This window comes from Shewanella sp. ANA-3 (assembly GCF_000203935.1).
Classification (GTDB): Bacteria; Pseudomonadota; Gammaproteobacteria; order Enterobacterales; family Shewanellaceae; genus Shewanella.
This window is the reverse complement of the sequence record NC_008577.1, coordinates 2299939-2318291: the sequence shown is the minus strand read 5'-3', so window position 1 is coordinate 2318291 and position 18353 is coordinate 2299939. Positions and strand designations below refer to the sequence as shown.

The window sequence follows — 18353 nt, the reverse complement described above, 5'->3', positions numbered from 1 at the left end:
CTTATTGGTCTGTCAGCTTGTGATATCGCCGCTCAACCTGACGCAGCCTGACGTAGCTAAAACCCGCCACGCGACAATCTAACGCGTGACGTTGAGTTCGAACCGCCAATGCCCTGGGGTAATCCCACGCTTTTCGGCCATTGGCGCAACATGGGAAACACGTATGCATTCACGTAAACCTTTTTACATTTTGGTGGCATTACTTTTTATTATCGGTTTAAGCGCCAGCATCTATCGCGGCGTTAAGCATCAAGTGCCTTTTCTACCCGGTGAGCAAGTACAAAGCTGGGCGGTAGACGCCAAAATCAGTTTCGATGGCACTGGCGATGCGGCCGAAGTGTCCTTCTCCTTACCACAGGATCCCGCCTATGAAGTCTTGGTCGAAAACGCCAGCTCCCCAGGCTTTGGGTTATCGGTGAGTGATGATAAGGACGCGCGCCGTGCAATTTGGTCTATTCGTGAAGCCTATGGCAGCCAAGATCTCTATTATAAAGTGACCCTAGTGCCAACGGGTGTGACCCAAATCCACAGCGACAATATCCCCAGTCAACCAGAGCCTTACCTCTGGCCCGCGACCGAGAAGACCGCTGCAGAGCAAGTGATTAACGAAACTTGGACGCGCAGCGCATCGAATTTATCCTTCGCCCAGCAATTGATGAATGCAATCACTGCAACTAAGCGCAGCCAGAATATGGAGCTATTGCTGTCGAGCCAAACCGCGACGCAAGTGTTTTTGCATATGCTGCAAACTAAGGGCATTCCCGCCCGTGAAGTCAGCGGGCTCTACCTTGAAGATCAACGCCGCCGTCAATCCCTCTCGCCCTTTGTGGAAGTGTTCCATAACGGCGAGTGGGTCTTATTCGATTTGGTTAAAGGCAAGCAAGGTCGTCCAGAGAACTTACTGCTGTGGGAACGCTCGGGCCATTCCGTGCTCGATGTGATGGGCGGAGTGAACTCGCAGGTACATTTCTCGATGTTGCAAGACACCCGCTCGGCATTGGCGACCTCCATCGATATGATGATGAATAACAATGCCTTGGATTTCTCACTCTACCAATTACCGCTGGAGGAGCAGAGTCTATTCAAGGGCATTTTATTGATCCCTATTGGGGTACTGATGGTGGTGTTTTTACGGGTGATTATTGGGGTCAAGACCTCGGGCACCTTTATGCCAGTCCTTATCGCCCTCGCCTTTATTCAGACCAGTTTAGTCACGGGTTTAGTCGGCTTCTTGCTGATCGTGGCCTGCGGCCTAATGATCCGCTCCTATTTGTCCCAATTAAATCTGTTGCTGATCTCGCGAATATCGGCGGTCATCATCGTCGTGATCGGCATTATCGGCGTCTTTACCTTGCTGTCTTATAAATTCGGTTTAAGCGAAGGACTGACGATTACCTTCTTCCCGATGATTATTTTGGCGTGGACCATCGAACGTATGTCTATCCTCTGGGAGGAAGAAGGCCCGAAAGAAGTGATAGTGCAAGGCGGTGGCAGTCTAATGGTCGCCACACTCGCCTACTTAGCTATGAGCGCCAGTTGGGTACAACACTGGGTATTTAACTTCCTTGGGATCCACTTAGTGATTTTGGCCCTAGTGCTATTAATGGGCCAATACACAGGTTATCGCCTACTGGAACTCAAACGCTTTAAACCACTCGCGGGGGATGCCTAATGAATATTGCTTGGCCATGGGAGCTTCGCGCGCGCGGCGTGCTCAATATGAATAAACGCAATATTGATTACATTGGTCGCTATAATCCGCGTAAATTTTATAAACGAGTGGATGATAAGCTGCTGACTAAACAGTTGGCACTGGCTAATGATATTGCCGTGCCCGATTTAATCGCCGTTGTGCGCGAGCAGCACGAAATCGTGCACATTCCCGAGCGCGTGAAAGGCCGCACGGGGTTTGTGATCAAACCTGCCAAGGGCTCTGGTGGTAAAGGCATTTTAGTGATCACTCATATCGAACAGGGCCGTTACTATAAACCCAGCGGACACGAGGTCAGCCCATCGGAATTGGATAGACACGTCTCCAATATCCTCAGCGGATTATTCTCCCTTGGCGGCAAACCCGATGTGGCGATTGTCGAGGGGCTGATTGAATTCGATCCCGTGTTTGACGGTTACAGCCATGAAGGCGTGCCCGATATCCGCTTGATTGTCTTTAAAGGGTTTCCGGTGATGGGGATGCTCAGGCTCTCCACCGCCGCCTCCGATGGCAAGGCCAATTTGCACCAAGGCGCCGTGGGTGTGGGCGTTGACATTGCCACGGGAAAAGGGTTACATGCTGTGCAATTTGATGATCCAATTGAGTTTCATCCAGACACAGGCAAAAAGCTCACCGATATCGTCGTCCCCCACTGGGACAGCTTGCTGCATACCGCATCGAGCGCCTTTGAGATGTGTGAGATGGGTTACTTAGGCACGGATATGGTGCTTGATCAGACTAAAGGCCCGCTGTTATTGGAACTCAATGCACGCCCGGGACTGGCGATCCAGATTGCAAATGGAAAAGGCATTTTGCCTAGACTTAAGCATGTCGAAGCCATGTCATCCCATTCAATGACAGTTGCAGAACGTGTAGCCTATGCAAAAATCCATTTTAACGGCTAGCCTGTTTGGCTGGTGTTTATCCACTCTCGGTGCAGCCTATGCTGCGCCAAGCCCTGTGCCGCTGCTGGTTGAGCAGTGTTTGCGCCAACCCAATATCGATTTGGCTGGCGCCTTCGCCAGTTATGCTCGCACCCGCAATCTATCTGCCTTAACACTGGCGGATAAGGTCCTAGTGTTAGAGCAGCAAACCATAGGGCTCAATAACGTCAACGACAGACTCACCTACTACCGAGGTTTGCCGCTGTCGGGGGATGAGCGCCAAGGTTTACTACAGTGTCAGTTGCGCTTGGCCGACACTCTGAGCCACTTACTAAACCAAGCTGAATTTAGCCAACTGGCGTTTGAGCTGACACAAGCAGCTTCAGAAAATGATGATGCAGCAAATCAGGAACAGGTGTTGCTCGGTGAGCAATTAACGGCTTTGTTGCGCCAGCATTTATCCATTATGGATAAAGCCAAGCTGCACACGGCGCAGGCCAGCATTCGCCAAGGCTTGGGCAACCAACAATTTCAACTGGATATTCAAGCAGATAAATGCCAGCTTACAGATGAAGTAGCCGAAGTTAATACGACCAATAACGAGGAAGAAACATCTGATAAGGATGCGCAGCAGCCAAGCTCTCGCTTCTCAGGCACTATCGCGAGTTATCTGTTAAAGCAACCCGATGCCGAATGCCGTCAAACCCTATGGCAAGCCTATCAAGGTCGAGCTAGGGAGCATAATCAAGTCGCTTTACACCGTATTGCCGAGCTGCGTCAACGCCTCGCCAATGACGCAGGTTTTAGCGACTACGCCAGTTACAGCCTCAAGGATCAGCTACTCAATACCCCTGAGTTAGTTAAAGCGTTTCTCGACAGCCAAACCGAAGCGATTCAAGTTGCCCCTTGGGATCTTGGCCGTACCTTATCGCAATTACCCAGTGCACAAACCACCGCCCTCAATACCCGAGAGCTACTCGACAAGGCCTTAACAACCTTAGGCGAGTTTGGTTTACGTTTTGAGGTGATTGGCGAACATCTAGATTCAACAGCCACGCAAACGACACTTTCTCAAACGGTACTTTCTCAAACGGCACCAGCACAAGCGCAGCAACAGATCCTCCGCGTTTATCATATGGATAGATTACTGGGGGAAGTGTACCTGGCCATTGGTGCTCAAGATGAAGTGAATAAACTTGGGAATGCCAGTCAACACACCCTCAGGCAAAGTGTGATTGGGCAGCAATTTGGTCAACAGGCGCTCGAGCTGCCCGCGACACTCAATAATTTCAAAGATATTGAACGCTTTACCCAAGCCCTTGCCGATGCGATAACCTCGCTGGCACGCGGCAGTCATTTTTACCTTAACAACACCTTAGGCCCGACGCTCGATACCAATCAATTACCAAGCCTTTGGCTCGCTAAGGTGTTACGCCAAGCACTATTTCCCCAATTTGATACCCAATATATTCAACCGAGGGAAACGCTCGCAAGCGCCTATGCGACTCAGCTTAAAGTCTTTCGCGCTAAGGTGGCACTTAACTTTTACCAGTCCTTAAACCAGCAGAGCTATCCGGATTTACCTGCTGAATTTAGCAAAAGCTTTGGGGCGAACTGGGCGCAAGCGATTGATTACCCATATAGTTTCAATGCTATCGCCAGCGAAGGCCCACGCTATTATCAATCCCTGTGGCAAGCCAAGCTCGCGACGCTTGTCCATCAATCCACCCAAGACTGCCAAGATAAACTTGGGCTTTTTAATCTCCTCGTGGTCAATGAGACCGCACTCACCTTGAGCGAGCAACTGCGCGCCATACTTGGCGAACCCGTGGATGCCGCTGCGCTTATCCAAAGGATTATCCATGTCTCAGGATCTGAAAATCACCCACACACCACAACCGAAACACAAACTCACACTATCCATTGCGCTTTTTAGCGGTTTAACCTTCTTTACCGCGCAGAGTGCTTTCGCCAATTCGCAAAGCACGCTCCTAAGTCACGCTGGGCTTGAGAACTCACAAAACTTTCTCAAGCCAAACACCACGGATAAAACAGAATTAAGCCAAAGCGACGTTGCGCAGCTTATTCAACACAACCTTGAAACCCATCTCTATACACTCCCACCTCGGGTGCAGGGCCATTATGGGATCCGCCTCTATCGCCTGACGGGCGATGAGCAATACGCCAACGCCGCGTTAGTCGATCTTTATGCGGTAACCGAAGCTCAAGCGTTTTATGCCTGCCAAGTGGATAACCCTGAATTTGTACGTCAAGCCTCAGAGAACGCCATAGCAGAACTGGGCAATGGCCCCAGAGCCAAGGCCCGTAAAAAAGCCCTCGCGCCCTTTCCTGAATTTTTATTTTATTCCGATGTACTACTGCGATTTGCCAGTCGAATCGATGAGTTAGGCTTTACAGGTCCATGCCATAGTCAAATGATCCAAGCCCTCAAAAAGGCCGACCTACGCCAAGGTTTGACCGATCCCGCGATGATTAAAGCCTGGGCAGCGCAGCTGATTAACTATGTGTATTGGGCCAAACAATTGGGGGTGGGAGATTATCTAGAGGATTATAAAACGGCATTTACTCGGGTTTACCCCGACGCGCACGATGCCACTCTCAGCAAAGCACAGTTTCGCAATAAGCTCTACGGCATGACGCATTTTATCTTTGCCGCGAGTGAATATTATCAGCATCGGGTTGATACCACTGAATTTGCATGGATTTTGGATTACTTTGACGCCAACATTGAGCGGATTTTACAGGATGCGACCGATGATATTATTGCCGAAGTCGGCATTAGTTTTCTGCTAGCGGGCAAAACTGACCACCCTGTCGTGGCTCAAACTCGGGCTTATATTGCCAACTCGTTTGATGCCAACAGCCAAATTATCCCCTCACCCAAGGGCAATCCTGACTTAGCCCTTGGTGAGCATCGCAATGTGCTTGCGATAATGTTGCTTAATTGGCCGGAGACGCTCTATCCCGGCCCCTATCTTAACGAACTTAACGCGACAAAAAAGTATTTACCTATGGGCGTGACGCCTAAGGTTATCGATTAATCCATTACCCATAAAGCTTACTGATCAGAGGTTGTCACGCCGCCACATTGCAACGGATAACCTCTTTTTCAATTAACACGATAATAGTATTGAAAAAACGATCATAGCTCGCCACTATAAGCCTCAATCTATCGCTTTTTTAGAAACCTGTCGTTTTCGACATGAGGACAACCATGACTCGCGCGAAATCTACCCTTGAGCAATGGCGTATTTTACAGGCTGTCGTCGATTACGGCGGCTACGCGCAGGCGGCGGAAAAGCTCAATAAGAGCCAATCCTCACTCAATCATGCGGTGGCAAAGTTGCAACACCAGCTTGGCATAGAACTACTCGAGGTCCGAGGCCGCAAAGCTTACCTGACACCACAGGGCGAAGTATTATTGCGCCGTTCGCGCCATGTGACTCAAGCGGTCAACGAGTTAGAACAACTTGCTAGCAACCTTGAGCAAGGTTGGGAGCCCACACTTACCATTGCTCGCGAAATCGTCTATCCGATGGAAAGTCTAGTGTGCGCGTTAAGTGACTTTTTGCCCCATAGCCGCGGCACACGCATCATAATGTTGGACTCAGTCATCACAGGTACTCAAGAATTAATCCTTCAGAATAAAGTCGATATTGCGATTTGCGCCGGCATTCCGCCGAAGGGCTATTTATCCGAGCCCCTGTGTGAGCAGGAGCTGCATCTGGTTTGCCACCCGAGCCACCCCTTAGCTGAAATGGGTACCTTAGACGATGACAAGCTACTGGCGCAGCACCTGCAACTGGTGATCAAAGACACGGGCCTGCAACCCAATGTGGATATCGGTTGGTTAAAAGCCGAGCAGCGCTGGACTGTATCTAACTTCCATGAGGCGAAAGTCATTTTAAATCAGGGCATTGGTTTCTGTTGGATCCCATCTTTCCTTATTCAAGAAGAATTAGCCGCAGGCAAACTGGTGCGCTTACACCTCCAAGGCAGCCAGAAACGGCGGATTATGCTAAGCCTAGTGATCCCGAATCGTGACCAACAGGGCCCCGCTTCAAAACTGCTGGCCTCTTATCTCCTCAAACATCATGGTGTGAGTACAAGCGATTGATAGCGCAGAGGTCGTTTCCTCTAGCACGTAAAAATGAGCGCTTGACCAATAGGGAATCACTATGGGTTTATCTTTATGGCGACTGAACTTGCCAAACAAAGCAGGCTTAAGTAATTAGTCTTTATGGACAAACGCTAGTTAGTTAAGATTTGAGGATATATCGAGAATGAGAGGCTAGACATTCACATCTAAGAAACGCGGACGGTGCAATGCTAAGGTCTGAGGATTGAACAAGCCGCGTGTATTTTGGCGGCTTGAAGACTCAAGCGCTAATCCATGGGAAATAACACTATTCCCCTCATCGCTAGGCGAATGAGTGGTTAGTGCCGAATCATCTATCCGCTCAAGTGAAGCCTCATCCGAACCTGATTGGTTGAGTTCAGAACTTCCCTTACTCGCCAGCGTTGCCACGGCGACCGAGCCATAGAAGCGCACCGCATTACTGCCGTTTGTTGTGTGACTCAAGCCGCTCTTATTGTCACGAGACGACGCCAACCGCTGCATAGCAACCTCTGGCGCTTCATCCTTATTTGGTACGGCGCCAATCGCTAAGGTCGCCGTTGGCGGCTCAATGGTCTCTGTCGTATCAACTTCAGTGGTACTTACTGCATCTGAAGTATTACTTGATGCCACCTGAGCCGCAATAGCTTGCTTAATCTTATCAATCACTTCTGTCACAGGAGCCGATGGTTCATCTTGGGGCGCAGTGATATTGCCATTAGCATCAATCTTGCCCGTGACTTGAATTTGCCGCTCCTTAAGCGGTGGTAAACCGTCAATCTGTGCCTCTGCGCCAATCAGCGTTTCTGTTGTCGGTTGATCAACAATCTGCTGCTGACGTTCCTCAGCAAGTTTAGCCTTGGCCTCATTCATTTTCTGTAGCGCTTCTGCGGCAACACGAATATCGGCCGAAGAGGGATCAACGGGTGCCATCGCCGCCGCATAGACTTGCTTCATCTTATTGATGGTCGCCAGCGGATCGCCAGGTACTATCGACACATCGATTTGCACCTCACCGTCAGTCGCATAACGCTGACCATCGGCACCTTTTTCATACTTGAAACTGGGGCTTTGAGCATATTGACCGCCCACACTCGCATGGGCATGCTCATGAGCTTTGACTTCTGTGTCTCGGGATTTTAATGCGTCAACTTGGGCTTTTTGCTGCTCAATAGCCTTTTCCTGAGCCTGTTTAACTTGCTCCTTCGCTAAATCTTGCTGACGAGTTTGCTCGTCCTGTGCCTGCTGAGCTTGCTTACTTTGGTCAGCTTTGGCAAAAACCTCGGCTAACGCTTGCTGCTTTTGCTCCTGCTCCTGCACCGCCTGTGTCCTTGCCTGCTTGGCTTGTTCATCTCGCGCATTTTGAGCCTGAATTTGTTCCGTTTGAGTCTGCTGCTGTTGCGTTTGAGCATTTGGGGTTATTCCAGCACCTACTTGGCCACTTTCCCCCGAGGGTTCATTAAAAACACGGCTTAACTGCTCACTTACACCGCTTGATTGATTGCTCTCTTGAAGCGCGTTTGGATTAAAAGAAGCTGAAGCGCTGGAATCTGACGCTTTGCCAATCGCATCGACGCCTACGAATTCAGTCGTAAAAGGAGTAACTACAGCACTTGAGGCATTTGGCAATATGCCATTTGACTCTGTTGGGCCAATATTCGTACCGACTGGCGTAGATGTAGAAAAAATATTGGCTAACCCCAGGCTCGCAGAAACAACACTGCCGTCAGGTGTGGCAATTGTGGCCGCAAGACTTGGAGCCGGAGGAGCAAAAGGCGTAATGGCATCACTTGTAGTGCTAAAACCGACATCAGATGCAGTTAAGGTTGACACTGATGGCTGAGTGTCTACGGTAGCAATTTGTCCCTCCCTCATTCCGCCAATGGAGCGGGGGCCGGTAAGTAAGCTGAAACTACTACTGCTTGATGCTAGTAGGCTTGTATCTAACGGAGCCGAATGTGGCTGATTGGATTGTAGTGCTTGTGAAGGCGGCTTATTCGAATGTAACTGTTTTGAATTCAGCTGCGCCGTGGCGTTTCCACCGAGTGCGGTGAAAGCCTTCTGAACAGGAGCTATATCAACATGAGATGAAATCGGAGCACTAGCAGGTTTAACGTCCGTCAATAACGCGGGCGTTGTCCTACTCATGGGCACAGCTTGGTTCATCGCAGCCCCAAGACTGCTTAATGATGGTGCAAGTGCCCCACTCGCTTCGAATTTTGGTGTATTCAGGTTAACGGTTGAAGCGGAGAGCGTTGCGACCGCCTGACCATTTCCTCCTTGATAAGTCTGTCCGCTTTGAGGTTTTCCCCCTTTTGACGGTTCAATAGACTTATCTGCACCTAAAAACGAAGTGGATGGCGCGCCAATTTGTGATGACAGCGCCATAACCGACATAACTATACCTTGATGTTGATTATCGAACCTATTGCTTCAGATTCACGTTCAAGCACCTCAGTCGATGCCTCTCCTTGTCGCAATGATTCATTTGCCGACAGTAATGCTGAGGTTTTATCGGGTTCATCTACCGCTTTAGCGGTTTCTGTGGGCGCAGCACTTTGCGAAGGGCTAGGTTTAGCCACATCAATCGTTGCCTGCGTTAACCCTGATTGGGCCGTTTGCAAGCCTTGCAGACCGGAAGCATAAGCAGATTGGATTTGCATAGAGTTTTCCTGCATCTGGTGATAACTGGGTTAATTATTAATCAAACCTCAGGCAAAGTACAGGTTTATCCCCCGCCATAAAGGCATTTTAAAATCACTTTTAGTCCCCTATTAACGCGCAATCCAAGCCGATTCCCAATCCTTGAAAACCGGATTAAATCCCCTGAGTCGCATCTGAGTCATGACCTGCTCAACAGTACGTTCATCGCTTATCTCAAACTGATCTAATTGGCTCTCTGGCGCCTGATAACCGCCTGGCTGTGTCGAGCTCCCCGCACTCATCTGTGTTATCCCAAGCGGCAGTAAATTGTCCCGAAGCGATGGCGCCTCGCGTGTCGATAAACTGATATCAAGTTGCTGATTAAAAAGCCTGAAGGCACAGATCATCTGCACCAGTCCAAGATCGGTTAAATGCACTTTTGGTGTTATACCGCCGGTACAAGGCCGCAAACGTGGTAACGAAATACTAAAACGAGTACGCCAGTAATTCCGTTCTAAATAGTCCAGATGATGGCCCATCAGTAAAGCATCGAGCCGCCAGTCATCTAAACCTAGTAGCACACCTAGGCCTATCTTATCGACACCCGCACTAGCAACGCGGTCGGGCGTTGCGAGCCGATATGCAAAGTCCTGTTTATTGCCTCGGGTATGATGCTTGGCATAGGTCGCCGCTTGATAGGTTTCTTGATACACCATCACAGCATCCAGCCCTAGCTCGACAAGCTGACGATAATCAACCTCTTCAAGCGGCTGAACCTCCATGGCCATATAACTAAACTGCTGTTTTACAATGGGTAACACGCGCTTAAAGTAATCCATCCCCACTTTGGTGTCATGCTCTCCCGACACCAGCAAGATGGAGTCAAAACCACGGAATTTGATAATCGCCATTTCAGCCGCAATTTCCTGCTCATTGAGCACTTTGCGCTTTAGCTTATTGCTCATGCTAAAGCCGCAATAGTCGCACTCATTGGCACACAGGTTCGACAGGTATAAGGGCAGATAGAGTCCGATATTGGCCCCAAAGCGTTGCCGAGTGAGCGCCGCCGAGCGCTGCGCCATCTCTTCGATATAGGGCTCGGCCGCTGGAGACAACAAGGCAAGTAAACTCTGTAGATTGCCCTCGGGTTGCATCAGGGCGCGCTCAACCTCCACTGCCGTGCAGGAATATAACGCCAGCAATAACTTATCCCGTTCAATACGGGCAAATTGGTCGACAAAACTCATTGCTACAAGAACCCCGTTAGTGGACTGGTATGTACAGCCTGGGTTTGCACTCGGCCAAGCCCCGCTTCAAAGGCGCGGCGCCCACAATCCACCGCGTCCTTAAAGCACTGCGCCATTTCAATGGGAGAAGCACTGCTCGCGATGGCGGTATTAACCAGCACGGCATCGGCTCCCAGCTCCATCGCGTGGGCCGCATGGGAGGGCGTGCCAATTCCCGCATCAATCACCACGGGCACTTTTGCCTGCTCAATAATCATCTTGATAAAAGGCTCAGTCACCAGCCCCTGATTCGTCCCAATTGGGCTTGCCAATGGCATTACGGCGGCGCAGCCAACCTCTTCTAAGCGTCGGCACAGCACAGGATCGGCATGCACGTAGGGCATCACAATAAACCCGCGTTCACACAGGGTTTTGGCCGCGGCTAATGTCTCGACCGCATCGGGCATTAGGTATTTAGGATCGGGATGAATTTCAAGTTTAACCCATTGTGTTCCCAACATTTCCCGCGCTAATTCGGCGGCAAATATCGCTTCCTTAGCATTACGCGCACCCGAGGTATTAGGCAAGAGTCGCACGCCCGCTTGCCTTAGTGGCGATAGCAAATCATCAGCCCCTGTTTTTAAATCAATTCTTTTCATCGCAACTGTCACCAATTGCGATTTAGACGCCTTAATTGACTCCAGCATCAGCTGACTTGAGCTGAACTTACCCGTGCCCGTAAATAATCGTGACTCAAATTCCACACCCGCAATCGTTAACATCTTAACCTCCGGCGACAACGGCAAATACATCTATCTTATCCTCATGATGACAAAGGATAGATGACCATCTATGTTTGGGTACAACGGCCTCGTTAAGCACTAAGGCAACCGAGTGTTGGCAAATATTCTGTGCTTCTAACAGGGCTTGTAAACTCAGCGGTTGTTGAAGTATCTGGGGCACATTATTGAGATGAATTAAAATCATAACAAACCTCGATTAGGGACAGATTTGAATGAAACGGCTGTAGTTGAATGGTGGGTGTTAGCATTAGCCCTTTCTTCGCTCTTGCTTGGTTCGCATGGCATTAATTCACTCGACTTTAATAAATTCGGCTTTAATGAACTCGGTTTTAATCCGCACACTTCGCACTCGGGATCACGGGTTAATGCGGCCGAATGCCATTGCAGCAACTTGGCATCGAAGCGCCAAAATCTTCCAAGTAGCGCTCTCGTGGAGGCTATTGGTTGGCTTGCCTCTTCGAAAGTCTGATTGGCTGTTTGCTTTGTTGCAGAGGTTGACGGCGTGGCTAGGAGCAACAATTGCATTGCTAGCAGCGCCTGCATCGATGCCATTACGCCGACACTGGGGCCAAGTACACCTTGGCTGCTACAGTTTTGTGGCGCGCGAGTATCTGAGGGGAAAATACAGTGATAACAGCCTCCCTGAGGGAAACGCTGCTGATCAACGGCAAACAATTGGCCGTTGAAAGCGGCAATTGATGCGCTCACCAGAGGTAAGGCATGCTCAATACACAGCCGATTGATACAATGGCGCGCCGCAAGATTATCTGTACAATCAAGTACTAACCTAGCTTCTTTGCCATGGGCTAACAGATTCGAAAATACCGCGTTCGCAGACTCAATAGTCAGATGCTCAGCAACGGCATCAATCTCACAATCTTGCGCCAACACAGCCAATTTCTGTTTAGCAATTAAGGCTTTGTGATGACCAATATCGTCGTCACTAAAGAGTAATTGCCTTGGCAGATTGGATAATTCCACCCTATCGCTGTCGACAAGCGTTAAGCGTCCTACACCGGCGCAGGCTAAATACTGCGCCGCCAATTGCCCAAGGCCTCCGAGGCCTACGATAAGCACATGAGCCTGTTTAAGCTGCAACTGGCCAGCCTCGCCGACCTCGGGTAAAAATATTTGCCGCGAATAACGAATAAAGTCTTTATCGGCAAGGGATTGCGCCTGCTCTTGTGTCGTGATCATAGGCTTGACTCCCAGGCTCGCGTCAATTCGGCAAGGGCCATTACTGGATCATTAGCCTCGGTAATCGCCCGCACCACGGCAATATTGCTCACCCCAGTCGCTTTGACTAGCAAAAGATTCGAAGGTCCTATGCCACCAATTGCCACTAAGGGATAGTGTGTATTTAACAGCTCAACATAATGAGTGAGTTTAAATAATCCCTGCGGCGCCGATGGCATTTGCTTGGTGGTCGTTGGGAAAATATGCCCGAGGGCGATGTAAGATGGCGCATGTTGATGGGCACGCAGCAACTCGAAATAACCGTGGCTCGAGATGCCTAGCGCCAATCCTGCTGCATGAATGGCATTAAGATCCGTCACTGCCAGATCTTCTTGGCCAAGATGCACCCCAAATGCGCCATGTTTTATCGCTAACTGCCAATGATCATTGATAAAAAGCTGCGCTTCATAGTGTTTACCTAAGGCAATCGCGGTTTGGATTTGAGCCTCAAGTTCGTCCGACTTTAGCGCATTAGACTTTATCCTGAGCTGTACCGTCTTCACGCCTGCCGCTAATAACTGTTCGAGTAACAGTAGGTTATCGACGACAGGATAGATTCCTAAGTCAGGCTCAAGGCGCTTAAACGCGCCGCATTGCACATCACTGGATTCACTCAAGCTGTTTTCAGAATAAGCAGTAATATGAGGATACGCCGTCAAATTGTGCGGCCAAGCGGTACGCGCGAGTGGCCCTGGGCCTTGGCCAATCCCCCCTGCATAAGTTAAGCCTTGATTGACATAGGCTTTTGCTACCACAACGGCATCCTGCAATACAAAGCCAAAGGCTAACACCGAGGCGATGGCCGAAGACAGAGTACAGCCACTGCCGTGGTTATGGCGCGTGTTAATCCGCGCACTGCTGAGCCAAAAGCAGCCATTAGCGTCGAGCGGTGTGCAACCTGTAACCTGATGACAAATCAACAAATCTTCCGCCATACGCTGATTATCTGTGGCACTGCGATGACTTGTGATATCGCTTTTGTGACCGCTTAAGCTATCCCTTGTATTAATGCCTACGCTTGCCTGAGCCGCAAAATCAACATCGCCGCCCTTGGCTAATACGCTGCAGTCTAATTGTTCAGAGAGTTGCATTGCCGCAGCAGCGAACGCTGCTTTTGTGTGTATTGGTGACACTTGTTTGTCAGTTGTGACAGTAAGCTTTGCCAACTCCTGCACATTCGGCGTTATCAGGCTAATCAAGCCCTTAAAGGGCGTAAAATCCAGTGGCTGGCTCGCCGTGCTCTTATCCCCAAGTTCATCCCCACAGCTTGCAACCATTACAGGGTCGAGAATAACAGGGACGAGTGGAAACTGGGTTTTAAAGCCAGCCAACCAATCGGCAACTAAATGCAGTTGCTGCTGATTCGCGAGTAAGCCAATTTTAATCGCCTGAGGCGGTAGATCGGCTAACAGGGTCGAGAGCTGTGTGAGTAGCATTGCCTCACTCACAGGCTCAACTAAATCCACCGCCACCGAACTTTGGGCCGTTAACGTGGTGATCACGCTGCATCCATGACCGCCCAAATCCTTGATGGTGGCTAAGTCGGCTTGGATCCCCGCGCCGCCACCGCTGTCTGAACCCGCAATGGTCCAGACGATAGGTTTAGGCGCCAAGTGGCTAACATGTTTAGCAGAGGTCATTATCAAACCTCCGCTACCTGTACTGTGGGTTGGAGCTCTGTCCCATCCTGATGCTTTGCCGATTCGTTGGCAGTATTGGCTGCATTAGCATCACCTAGCGGCAGATACAGTTTGGCGCCCGAGGCCGCAAACTCGGCCGATTTTTGCGCCATGGCCGCCGCTAATTCATCTTGGGTTTTGACTCTGATCTGCTGGATTGCTTCTTTGCTAGCTTGCCCTTGTGGAGCAGAGTTTATCGATGCAAGCGCTTCAGTCGTTTCATTATTCTGGCTTGACGAAGCCCCTGCTAACGCACCCGCCGCTAAACTTGCCGCATAGTCACGTACATCTTGGGTGATCTTCATCGAGCAAAACTTAGGGCCACACATAGAGCAAAAATGCGCAACCTTGGCCGATTCCTGTGGCAGGGATTCATCGTGATAGGCACGCGCGGTATCAGGGTCAAGCCCTAAGTTATATTGGTCTTCCCAACGGAATTCAAAGCGCGCCTTAGATAACGCATTGTCGCGGATCTGCGCGCCCGGGTGACCTTTAGCAATATCGGCCGCATGGGCGGCAATCTTGTAGGCAATCAGCCCTTGTTTGACGTCCTGCTTATTGGGTAAACCTAAGTGTTCTTTCGGCGTCACATAGCAGAGCATGGCGCAGCCATACCATGCAATCATCGCCGCACCTATCCCCGAGGTGAAATGATCGTAACCCGGTGCAATATCGGTAATTTGTGGACCTAAGGTATAAAATGGCGCCTCGGCGCAGTGGATAAGCTGCTTATCCATATTCTCCTTGATAAGCTGCATCGGGATATGCCCTGGCCCTTCGATAATGGTCTGCACATCGTATTCCCAGGCGATTTTGACCAGCTCGCCTAAGGTTTCAAGCTCGGCAAACTGCGCCTCATCATTGGCATCGGCAATGGAGCCTGGACGCATACCGTCACCTAATGACAGCGATACATCGTAGGCAACACACAGTTCGCAAATCTCGCGGAAATGGGTATAGAGGAAGTTTTCTTGATGGTGACTCAAACACCATTTGGCCATAATCGACCCGCCGCGGGACACAATCCCAGTCACCCGTTTGGCAGTCATGGGCACATAGCGCAATAACACGCCCGCATGGATGGTAAAGTAATCGACGCCCTGCTCCGCTTGCTCAATCAAGGTATCGCGAAATACTTCCCAGGTCAGGTGCTCGGCAACACCGTTTACTTTTTCCAAAGCTTGATAAATCGGCACTGTGCCAATCGGCACTGGCGAGTTTCGGATGATCCATTCACGGGTTTCATGGATATATCGCCCCGTGGACAAGTCCATCACAGTGTCCGCGCCCCAGCGGGTTGACCAGACTAACTTTTCCACTTCCTCCTCAATGGAAGACGTGACCGCCGAGTTGCCGATATTGGCATTCACTTTCACCAGAAAGTTACGGCCAATAATCATGGGCTCAGCTTCAGGGTGATTGATATTTAACGGAATAATGGCGCGCCCACGGGCAATTTCGTCGCGGACAAATTCAGGGGTAATCGATTTACCGATCACGGTACCAAAGGATTCACCTTGGCCGCGGCGGTTTAAGATTTCATCCTGCACCTCGGCGAGCGCCATATTTTCCCGAATCGCCACATACTCCATTTCGGGGGTAATGATCCCTTGGCGGGCATAGTGTAATTGGCTCACGCGTTTACCCGGTAAGGCACGGCGGGGACGAACAATTGCACTTGAACCGGCTTCGAAACGCAGATGATCAAGCCCATCATCCTTCAGGCGCTGCTGGGTGAAATCTGAGGTCGCACAATCAAGCACTTCGGTATCTTGGCGCTCGATAATCCAAGGTAATCTGAGTTTGGCTAAGCCTTGGCGCACGTTAATTTGCGCAGCTGGATCGGAATAAGGCCCCGCGCAGTCGTACACAGGAATGGGAGGATTTTTCTCAACTGTAGGCTCTGCTGCAGTGCCGCCAATCCGCGTATCGGTTTGCAGAATTTGCCGCATCCCTACACGGAGATCCTCACGACTCCCCTGCAAATACAACTTTTGCGAATTAGGGTGTTGTAATGGTTTAAGGGTATCGATAAAGGCTTGGGCCTGGGCGCGCGCCGCACGGCGGCTCGTTTGCCCTAGGGTGTTCACGGCAATCGATTCTGAGGACGATTCTAAACTGGACATAAGCAATCTCACTTTAACAAATAAAAATGGGGTTGCTTGTCTGGAGACTTGAGTGTTGAAGCTGAGCCTTGCAAACCCTAAGCGGATTTGCGGACTCAATAACGACTAAATCGATGGGTTGATGCAGGGCGAAAAGGTTGCCACTGATACGATTTAATGGATGTTATTATGCTTGTTTCCTTCGCAGGTTTTAACCTGATCAGGTTCAACGGATCCCGAATAAACGGTCTCAGCCAAGAGGCACTCCGACAAGATGGGCAAAAGTATAGGCAGAAGCGCTGCGAACAAACAAGCGTAATTTTAGGATAAAAATCAAATTACCAATCAAAAATAAAGAACAAATAACCTATTGTATAAAACAGATTTAATTTTAATAAACTCTATAATCCACAATAAATATCATTTTTAGTGAAAATTTATCATCACTATTTTTTAATCTTTTGGCCGCTTTACCATCATTTTATCGAGCTGCGCCTTAATGGCATCATCAATTTCTTGATTCATTTTCTTGCCACTGCAATTGAAGGGGAACCCTAAATTCTCCGCATAGGGATTAATTTGGGTGCCGACTTTAACGACCCGGTAGCAGGTATCCCCTTTACGGACAATTCGATTGGGATCCAGTTCTAAATCTAAACTGGTGGGGCCGCTAAAATCGTCGGCATTGGGCACAATCAACACCTCCATCTCGGGGCTCATTTCAGACATAGTCGACCGTTTGCTGTAATGATTTGCCTGCTCTAACACTAAATCATCTAAGGCTTGCTCACGCTGGCGTTCAAAATAACGCTGGGTAAATAAACCGACACTGCCAGCCGCACCGCTGCTTTGCTCACCAGTATCTGACTGCTGAGTACTTGCCGCTTGAGCCGAGCTTGATTGGACTTCTGCCTTTTGAGGCTTAATAGCTTCTTTTGCACTCTGCTGGGTTTGGTCCTGTGTTGGAGTCTTTGAAACTGCTCTATTCGACGCTTGGGCGCTGACTTCAAGAGGTTTTGCAATCTGCTCTGTAGTTTTTGGCGCCAACTTTTCCGTGGGTTTTGGTATCACTTTTGCGGCTGGTTCAACATCCACTGTCAGCTGCGTAGTGTTAGGCGGCGAAGTGATCGGCTCACTAGAAACGGTAGGTTCTTCAACGGAGTAATCTTGAGGCGGATCCGCTGGAGCAGTTTGCGTTGGCGGCGCATAAATAAAATACGCCTTTAACGCCTTGGTTGTAGTCCGTGCGTTGGAAGATGATTCGGTAAACGACAGCCCTAAGTGTTCCGACTGAGTTCGCCATAAAAAAATTAATAACAACAGCAGTAAGCCATGGCCCAGAATGACCCCAAACAATGGCTTAAGATTGAAATACTGCGACCACTCTCGCCCACTTAGCTTTGAAGATGTTTGAAATGTGCTATCGATATCTTTTTGGTTAGCCTCATGCAAATTAAGGCTTATATCGCTCCCCAAAGGCTCTGCATGAGCGCTAAAAGGCTTAGTATTCAAATCTGTAGCGCCTTGGGCTGTAGCGCTGAAAGACGTTGCACAAAAAGGCATAACGGAAAATGGTGCGGTCTCATCGTTTGTCACACGACCGTACGCGTCAAAACTAAGATCATCTTCTGGGGTAATATTCGAACGAATAGGCAAAATCCATCCCTTAGTACTTAATGGACAAAGTACTTAACAAATCCATGACATCTACGGGAGATTAGAGAAAGTGCGCAGCACAAAGTTCCAAGGCGTTGACATTAATCAGTCGTAAACAGGCACCATAATGTTGTACAACTAGATAAGGGCTCGCCTAAGTCTCAGTTGATGATGTGGTCCTTAAAATAAATTAGCTTACACGTGTAAGCTAATTATGGCTTTCCAATTTATCAACTGATAGACTCAGTCATTATCGCCATCGAGTGGATCAA

General features: G+C 49.5%; 14 protein-coding genes and 1 riboswitch. Of the genes, 5 read left to right on the top strand and 9 right to left on the bottom strand.

Going from position 1 to position 18353, the window contains the following annotated elements; genetic code table 11:
- Positions 1-163: 163 nt before the first annotated feature.
- The 5 genes from SHEWANA3_RS10260 to SHEWANA3_RS10240 all read left to right on the top strand — a co-directional run bounded on the left by SHEWANA3_RS10260 (position 164) and on the right by SHEWANA3_RS10240 (position 6733).
- Positions 164-1672, top strand: coding sequence for a UUP1 family membrane protein (locus SHEWANA3_RS10260; RefSeq protein WP_011716946.1), 1509 nt, complete (start codon positions 164-166; stop codon positions 1670-1672).
- Entirely contained in the window at positions 1672-2616 is a 945-nt protein-coding gene (locus SHEWANA3_RS10255; protein WP_011716945.1) for an alpha-L-glutamate ligase-like protein, read from the top strand. Before SHEWANA3_RS10260 ends, SHEWANA3_RS10255 begins: the two co-directional genes overlap by 1 nt.
- Positions 2591-4531, top strand: a complete 1941-nt coding sequence (locus SHEWANA3_RS10250) for a M3 family metallopeptidase (protein ID WP_011716944.1) — start codon at positions 2591-2593, stop codon at positions 4529-4531. Before SHEWANA3_RS10255 ends, SHEWANA3_RS10250 begins: the two co-directional genes overlap by 26 nt.
- Positions 4458-5657 carry a DUF3541 domain-containing protein gene (locus SHEWANA3_RS10245; RefSeq protein ID WP_011716943.1) on the top strand — a complete coding sequence of 400 codons (1200 nt, stop codon included), beginning with the start codon at positions 4458-4460 and terminating at the stop codon, positions 5655-5657. The genes SHEWANA3_RS10250 and SHEWANA3_RS10245 overlap by 74 nt, the downstream gene beginning before the upstream one ends.
- Before the next feature lie 173 nt (positions 5658-5830).
- On the top strand, positions 5831-6733 hold the full coding sequence (locus tag SHEWANA3_RS10240; RefSeq protein ID WP_011716942.1) for a LysR family transcriptional regulator: 903 nt from the start codon (positions 5831-5833) through the stop codon (positions 6731-6733).
- A 174-nt stretch (positions 6734-6907) separates the two neighbouring features.
- Here SHEWANA3_RS10240 and SHEWANA3_RS10235 read toward each other — a convergent pair whose 3' ends face one another.
- The 9 genes from SHEWANA3_RS10235 to SHEWANA3_RS10195 form a co-directional block, all read right to left on the bottom strand.
- Entirely contained in the window at positions 6908-9130 is a 2223-nt protein-coding gene (locus SHEWANA3_RS10235) for a putative metalloprotease CJM1_0395 family protein (RefSeq protein WP_011716941.1), read from the bottom strand.
- A 2-nt stretch (positions 9131-9132) separates the two neighbouring features.
- Complete coding sequence (locus SHEWANA3_RS10230; protein ID WP_011716940.1) at positions 9133-9396, bottom strand: hypothetical protein; 264 nt, start codon at positions 9394-9396, stop codon at positions 9133-9135.
- A 111-nt stretch (positions 9397-9507) separates the two neighbouring features.
- Positions 9508-10623, bottom strand: coding sequence for a 2-iminoacetate synthase ThiH (thiH, locus tag SHEWANA3_RS10225; RefSeq protein WP_011716939.1), 1116 nt, complete (start codon positions 10621-10623; stop codon positions 9508-9510).
- A 2-nt stretch (positions 10624-10625) separates the two neighbouring features.
- Positions 10626-11384: a thiazole synthase gene (locus SHEWANA3_RS10220; protein WP_011716938.1), complete on the bottom strand. Its 759-nt coding sequence runs from the start codon at positions 11382-11384 to the stop codon at positions 10626-10628.
- A gap of 1 nt (position 11385) precedes the next feature.
- Positions 11386-11589: a sulfur carrier protein ThiS gene (thiS, locus tag SHEWANA3_RS10215; protein WP_011716937.1), complete on the bottom strand. Its 204-nt coding sequence runs from the start codon at positions 11587-11589 to the stop codon at positions 11386-11388.
- Positions 11586-12602, bottom strand: coding sequence for a HesA/MoeB/ThiF family protein (locus SHEWANA3_RS10210; RefSeq protein WP_011716936.1), 1017 nt, complete (start codon positions 12600-12602; stop codon positions 11586-11588). Before SHEWANA3_RS10210 ends, thiS begins: the two co-directional genes overlap by 4 nt.
- The gene (thiE, locus tag SHEWANA3_RS10205; protein ID WP_011716935.1) at positions 12599-14281 is read right to left on the bottom strand and encodes a thiamine phosphate synthase; all 1683 of its coding nucleotides are present in this window, start codon (positions 14279-14281) and stop codon (positions 12599-12601) included. The genes SHEWANA3_RS10210 and thiE overlap by 4 nt, the downstream gene beginning before the upstream one ends.
- A gap of 2 nt (positions 14282-14283) precedes the next feature.
- Positions 14284-16446, bottom strand: coding sequence for a phosphomethylpyrimidine synthase ThiC (gene thiC / locus SHEWANA3_RS10200; RefSeq protein ID WP_011716934.1), 2163 nt, complete (start codon positions 16444-16446; stop codon positions 14284-14286).
- Between the two features lie 159 nt (positions 16447-16605).
- Positions 16606-16704: riboswitch (TPP riboswitch) on the bottom strand.
- Between the two features lie 174 nt (positions 16705-16878).
- A complete protein-coding gene (locus SHEWANA3_RS10195; RefSeq protein WP_041412623.1) occupies positions 16879-18081 on the bottom strand; it encodes a hypothetical protein in 1203 nt (400 codons plus the stop codon).
- Positions 18082-18353 lie beyond the last annotated feature (272 nt).

Excerpts from the sequence above, each read along its gene's own strand:
- SHEWANA3_RS10260 (WP_011716946.1), top strand. The coding sequence starts at position 164 with ATGCATTCACGTAAACCTTTTTACATTTTGGTGGCATTACTTTTTATT.
- SHEWANA3_RS10255 (WP_011716945.1), top strand. The coding sequence starts at position 1,672 with ATGAATATTGCTTGGCCATGGGAGCTTCGCGCGCGCGGCGTGCTCAAT.
- SHEWANA3_RS10250 (WP_011716944.1), top strand. The coding sequence starts at position 2,591 with ATGCAAAAATCCATTTTAACGGCTAGCCTGTTTGGCTGGTGTTTATCC.
- SHEWANA3_RS10245 (WP_011716943.1), top strand. The coding sequence starts at position 4,458 with ATGTCTCAGGATCTGAAAATCACCCACACACCACAACCGAAACACAAA.
- SHEWANA3_RS10240 (WP_011716942.1), top strand. The coding sequence starts at position 5,831 with ATGACTCGCGCGAAATCTACCCTTGAGCAATGGCGTATTTTACAGGCT.
- SHEWANA3_RS10235 (WP_011716941.1), bottom strand. The coding sequence starts at position 9,130 with ATGTCGGTTATGGCGCTGTCATCACAAATTGGCGCGCCATCCACTTCG.
- SHEWANA3_RS10230 (WP_011716940.1), bottom strand. The coding sequence starts at position 9,396 with ATGCAAATCCAATCTGCTTATGCTTCCGGTCTGCAAGGCTTGCAAACG.
- thiH (WP_011716939.1), bottom strand. The coding sequence starts at position 10,623 with ATGAGTTTTGTCGACCAATTTGCCCGTATTGAACGGGATAAGTTATTG.
- SHEWANA3_RS10220 (WP_011716938.1), bottom strand. The coding sequence starts at position 11,384 with ATGTTAACGATTGCGGGTGTGGAATTTGAGTCACGATTATTTACGGGC.
- thiS (WP_011716937.1), bottom strand. The coding sequence starts at position 11,589 with ATGATTTTAATTCATCTCAATAATGTGCCCCAGATACTTCAACAACCG.
- SHEWANA3_RS10210 (WP_011716936.1), bottom strand. The coding sequence starts at position 12,602 with ATGATCACGACACAAGAGCAGGCGCAATCCCTTGCCGATAAAGACTTT.
- thiE (WP_011716935.1), bottom strand. The coding sequence starts at position 14,281 with ATGACCTCTGCTAAACATGTTAGCCACTTGGCGCCTAAACCTATCGTC.
- thiC (WP_011716934.1), bottom strand. The coding sequence starts at position 16,446 with ATGTCCAGTTTAGAATCGTCCTCAGAATCGATTGCCGTGAACACCCTA.